The organism is Actinoplanes sp. ATCC 53533 (assembly GCF_003947245.1).
Map to the genome: position 1 here is coordinate 1 of NZ_QHHV01000390.1, position 4,860 is coordinate 4,860.

Annotated in this window: 7 protein-coding genes; all 7 read left to right on the forward strand. The window is 68.5% G+C overall.

What is annotated here, in order from left to right; translation table 11 throughout:
• Positions 1 to 708, forward strand: a 708-nt coding sequence (locus DMB66_RS57955) for an OmpA family protein (protein ID WP_125812483.1), incomplete at its 5' end; no start/stop codon positions are given.
• A 20-nt stretch (positions 709 to 728) separates the two neighbouring features.
• A complete protein-coding gene (gene fliL / locus DMB66_RS57960; RefSeq protein ID WP_125812484.1) occupies positions 729 to 1,184 on the forward strand; it encodes a flagellar basal body-associated protein FliL in 456 nt (151 codons plus the stop codon).
• A gap of 109 nt (positions 1,185 to 1,293) precedes the next feature.
• Positions 1,294 to 2,226 carry a flagellar motor switch protein FliM gene (locus DMB66_RS57965; RefSeq protein WP_233625584.1) on the forward strand — a complete coding sequence of 311 codons (933 nt, stop codon included), beginning with the start codon at positions 1,294 to 1,296 and terminating at the stop codon, positions 2,224 to 2,226.
• Positions 2,226 to 2,975: a flagellar motor switch protein FliN gene (fliN, locus tag DMB66_RS57970; RefSeq protein ID WP_125812485.1), complete on the forward strand. Its 750-nt coding sequence runs from the start codon at positions 2,226 to 2,228 to the stop codon at positions 2,973 to 2,975. The genes DMB66_RS57965 and fliN overlap by 1 nt, the downstream gene beginning before the upstream one ends.
• Before the next feature lie 3 nt (positions 2,976 to 2,978).
• On the forward strand, positions 2,979 to 3,419 hold the full coding sequence (fliO, locus tag DMB66_RS57975) for a flagellar biosynthetic protein FliO (protein WP_125812486.1): 441 nt from the start codon (positions 2,979 to 2,981) through the stop codon (positions 3,417 to 3,419).
• A gap of 1 nt (position 3,420) precedes the next feature.
• Complete coding sequence (gene fliP, locus DMB66_RS57980) at positions 3,421 to 4,299, forward strand: flagellar type III secretion system pore protein FliP (RefSeq protein ID WP_125812487.1); 879 nt, start codon at positions 3,421 to 3,423, stop codon at positions 4,297 to 4,299.
• A gap of 7 nt (positions 4,300 to 4,306) precedes the next feature.
• The coding region (locus tag DMB66_RS57985) for a flagellar biosynthetic protein FliR (protein ID WP_148112920.1) at positions 4,307 to 4,860 on the forward strand (554 nt) is incomplete at its 3' end.

Consider the following 4,860-nt stretch of genomic DNA (forward strand, 5'->3'; position numbering starts at 1 on the left):
ACGGACGGCCTGACCAAGGAGCAGAAGGAAGCGGTGCAGCGGGCGCTGCTGGCGGCCAGCCGCAAGGAGGCGTCGGCGAACGCCAAGGCTGCCACCAAGGAGGCGGAGAACCTCAAGGAGATCGAGCGGAAGATCGCCGACGCGCTCGAGGCCGCCAAGCTGCTCAACCAGGTCAGGTTCACCATCAACGAGCGCGGACTGGTGATCACCGTGGTCACCAACGAGGTCGTCTTCGCCGGCAACCGGGCCGGACTGCGGCCCGGCGGCAGGAAGATCCTCGACGCCATCGCGCCCACGCTGGCCAAGCTGCCGAACAACATCGAGGTGGACGGCAACACCAACCAGCTCAAGGCCAGCACCACGTACTACCCGAGCGGCTGGGAACTGTCCGCGGCGCGGGCGTCCACCACCGTTCGCTACCTGATCGGCCACGGTCTGCCCAAGAACCGGATGAGCGCGGTGGGCTTCTCCGACACCAAACCGCTGATCGACCCGAAGGACCCTCGTGCGGTGACCATGAACCGCCGGGTGGACGTCGTCGTGCTCACCACGCTCAAAGCCGAGCAGGCTGTGCTGCTGCCGGCCGCCGCGGGCAGCGACGCGAAACTTCACATCGGAACTACCACCAAGCAGGCCGCCGCCGAGGCTAAGGCCGAGGCCGGCGCAACCGAATCAACCAGCGAGTCCACGACCACCACGCACGACTGATCACGACAGGAGGAGTTCCGATGAGCAAGGACGACAAGGACGCTGCGACGGAGTCGCCGAAGAAGTCCAAGAAGATGCTGATGATCGTGGTGCTCGCCGTCGTGCTGCTCGGCGGCGGTGGCGCGGGGGCATGGTTCTTCTTCCTCAAGGGCGACGCGGCCGAGGCCGCGCCGGTCAAGGGCGCGGTCGTGGCGATCGAGGAGACGATGACCATCAACCTCGCCGACGCGCACTACCTCAAGCTCGGCTTCGCCCTGCAGATGACCGAGGAGGCGGGCGAGGAGGAGTTCGACACCGCCGAGGCGATCGACCTGGCGATCGACCAGTACACCGGCATGGAGATCGCCGAACTGGAGACCGAGAAGGGCCGCCTCAAGGCCAAGGACGAGCTGCTCGAAAAGATCGAGAAGGCCTACAACGTCGAGGACAAGCACCTCGTGATGGGCATCTACTTCACCTCCTTCGTCACTCAGTGACCCCGGGGATGGGCAGGTCCGCCGGGGGCGGACCTGCCCATTTCGCGTAGCCGGGCACAAAGCACGCGCTGCGGCTCAGCGGTTCCACAACCGAGCCGATGAGGACGACGTGACCACGTCTTCGACCCGTCCCTCCGGCAAGATGTCCCGGCGCGGCAATACCGGGCCGACGACGTACGACTTCCGCAAGCCGATCAAACTCTCCCGTGAGCACATCCGGACCCTGCAGATCGCCTTCGAGACGTACGCCCGCAGCTGTGGCACGTTGTTCACCACCCGGCTGCGCGTGGTCAGCAGCGTCTCGCTGGTCTCGATCGAACAGCTGAACTACGACGAGTACGTCAGCTCGCTGGCCAACCCCACCGTGATCGCGGTCGTGTCCATCGACCCGCTGCCCGGCACGGTGCTGGTGGAGATCTCCACCGCCGCGGTGATGGCCGCTATCGATCACATGCTCGGCGGCCCGGGCGGCGCCCAGCCGGAGCGCCCGCTCACCGACGTCGAGATGCCGCTGCTGCGCGGCCTGCTGGAACGCATGCTCGGCGAGCTGCGGTACGGCTTCGAGCAACTGGTCGACATCTCCCCGAAGCTCAAGGAGATCGAGTACAACGCCCAGTTCCTGCGCGCGCACCAGCCCGGCGACGCCGTGGTGATCGCCTCGTTCGAGACGAAGATCGGCACCGAGGAGTGCATGGCCAGCATCTGCCTGCCCTTCAGCACGATCCTGCCGGTGCTGGAGAAGCAGGAGACCATCGAGCTCACGGCGGCCGAGCGGATCCTGCGCGACACCTCGAAGCGGAGCCTCACGACCGCACTTTCCGCGGCGCCGATTGACGTAGCTGTCCGATTCCACCCCATTCGCATGCGTACCGATGACATCGTGGATCTACGACCCGGCGATGTCGTGCCGCTGGCCCACCCGACCAGCGTGCCGCTCGAGGTCACCGTCAACGAGACCGTTTTTGCACACGCAGTTCCCGGTAACCAGGGTGCCCGGCTCGCCTGCCTCGTCGTGCCGTCGCCCAAGGAGGAAAAGCGCTGATGACCGCGCCCACGATCACCGATCCCCAGCTCGCGCTGGTCCGGACCGCCGCCGAGTCGGCCCTGGCCGTGCTGCCGACGAGCCGGGAGCTGCAGGTCGGCGCGCCGGTGGCCGCGAGCCCTGACATGCTGACCACCGGACAGGCCGTCACCGCCAAGTTCAGCGGGGCGGCCGCCGGTGAGGTCGTCGTGGTGGTCGGGCAGGACCTGGCCGACGCGCTGAAGCAGAGCCCGCTCGGCGAGTTGGACCTGACCGCGGCCATCCGGCCGGCGCTGGAGGCCGCGGCCCGCGCGTTCGGCCCGGTGGTGCTCGACCCGGGACAGCTCATGGAGTCCGGCGTGGCGCTGAGCGCGATCGCCGCCAAGAACCAGGCCATCGCCGTGCCGTTGCTGGACGGCGGTGAGATCCGGGCGGTGGTCGCCCTGGCGCTGACGCCGTGGCCGTCCGATGCGGCGCCCGGCGGCGTGGCCCGGCGCAGCGAGGGTGCCGCACCCCTGCGCGGCGGGCTGGATATGCTGCACGACGTCGAGATGGAGGTCTCGGCCGAGCTGGGCCGCACCCGGATGAGCGTGCGGGAACTGCTCTCGCTGATCCCGGGGGCGATCGTGGAGCTGGACCGGGCCGCCGGCAGCCCGGCCGATCTGCTGGTCAACGGGCGGCTGATCGCCCGCGGCGAGGTGGTCGTCATCGACGAGAACTTCGGCATCCGGATCACCGAGATCGTCGCTCCCGGCAGCGAACGGGAGTAACCCTTGTTCGAGCTCGTGCTGCGGATCGGCTTCTCGCTGCTGGTCGTCTTCGGCCTGCTGTGGGGTCTGGCCAAGGTGGCGCGGCGCGGGGGCATCGGCAGGCGCGGGTCGGGCAATCTCTCGGTGCTCAACCGGCAGTCGCTGAGCCGGGGCTCGTCGGTCGCGGTCGTCCAGGTGGCGGACCGGGCGCTGATCCTCGGCGTCACCGACACCCAGGTGAGCCTGCTGGGCGAGACCGACCTGGACGCGTTCGGGCACGAGCCGCACGGGAGGCACGAGCCGCATGGAGGGCACGACCCCGCGGGCGAGACCACCGGAGCGCTCCCGGCGGTGCACGCGACCGTGCTGCCGCATCACGGCGGCAAGCTGGACGGCTCGCTGCTGTCACCGCGGACGTGGGGCTCGACGCTGGACTTCCTGCGCGACCGGACGACGAGGCGCTGACATGTGGCGCCGTACCCTGCTGATCCTGCTCTTCGCGCTGAGCGCGCTGGTGCCGGCCGCCGCGGCGCAGGCCGCGCCGCCCCAGCCGATACCGCACCCGATCTCCCAGCCGGGATCGCCGGCGACCGGGACCACCGTCGGCTACGAGCTGCCCCGGGCGCCGGGACCGACCGCCCCGGTCGCGCCGACGGTCACCACGAGCGGCGGCGGCAGCATCAACTTCAACATCAACGGTACGAATCCCGACGGCAGCAAGCCGGCCTCCTCGCTGGTGATCGTGCTGGGCCTGACCCTGCTCTCGGTCGCCCCGGCGGTGCTGCTGCTCTGCACCTGCTTCACCAAGGTCTTCATGGTCCTCGGCATCACCCGCAACGCGCTCGGGCTGACCAGCATGCCACCCAACCAGGTCCTGGCCGGGCTGGCGCTGTTCATCAGCCTGTTCATCATGAGCCCGGTGGTGTCGCAGGTGAACGAGGTGGGCGTGCAGCCCTACCTGGCCGGCGACAAGACCCAGTCGCAGGCGTTCAAGGACGGCATCGAGCCGCTGCGCGCGTTCATGCTCAAGAGCACCCGCGAGGATGAGCTGGCCCTGCTGATCAAGGTCTCCGGGCAGCAGAAGCCCGCGAGCGCCGCCGACGTGGAGCTCACCACGCTGATCCCGTCGTTCGTCCTGTCCGAGCTGCGGGCGGCCTTCATCATCGGCTTCGTCATCTTCATCCCGTTCCTCATCATCGACATGGTCGTCTCCGCGTCGCTGATGTCGCTGGGCATGATGATGCTGCCACCGGTGACCGTGGCGATGCCGTTCAAGCTGCTGCTCTTCGTGCTGGTCAACGGGTGGGGGCTGATCATCACGGCGCTGGTGGGTTCGTACCAGTGAGCAGCCCGTGAACTTCGACCTCGCCACCTCCGAGCTGGTCGCCATCATGCTGGGGGCGGCCCGGGCCGGCGCGTGGCTGATGCTCTGCCCCCCGTTCAACTCGCGGCTGATCCCATCGCAGGTCAAGGTGCTGCTCTCGATCGGGCTGGCCCTGCCGATGGCGCCACACCTGACCGCGTCCGTGCCCTCGCTGCAGACCTCGGCGCTCATCGTCAGCGCGATCATGCAGGTCTTCATCGGCGCGGCGCTGGGCTTCATCACCTACCTCTTCTTCGCCGCGGTGCAGGCGGCCGGTGACCTGCTGGACGTCTTCGGCGGCTTCACCCTGGCCACCGCGTACGACCCGCTCTCGCAGAACCAGAGCTCGGTCTTCGGGCGCTTCTACAACCTGATCGCGGCGACTCTGCTGTTCGCCAGCGAGGGCCACCAACTGATATTGCGCGGGTTCCTGCAGTCGTACCGGACGTTGCCGCTGGACGCGACCTTCTCGATGGAGACGTTCAGCAGGCTGCTCACCCGTGGGATCGGTGAGATGGTCGTCGCCTCGGTGCAGATCGCCGG

What these genes read in the sequence shown, in the direction of transcription:
- fliL (WP_125812484.1), top strand. Translation starts at nt 729, where the DNA reads ATGAGCAAGGACGACAAGGACGCTGCGACGGAGTCGCCGAAGAAGTCC.
- fliP (WP_125812487.1), top strand. Translation starts at nt 3,421, where the DNA reads ATGTGGCGCCGTACCCTGCTGATCCTGCTCTTCGCGCTGAGCGCGCTG.
- fliN (WP_125812485.1), top strand. Translation starts at nt 2,226, where the DNA reads ATGACCGCGCCCACGATCACCGATCCCCAGCTCGCGCTGGTCCGGACC.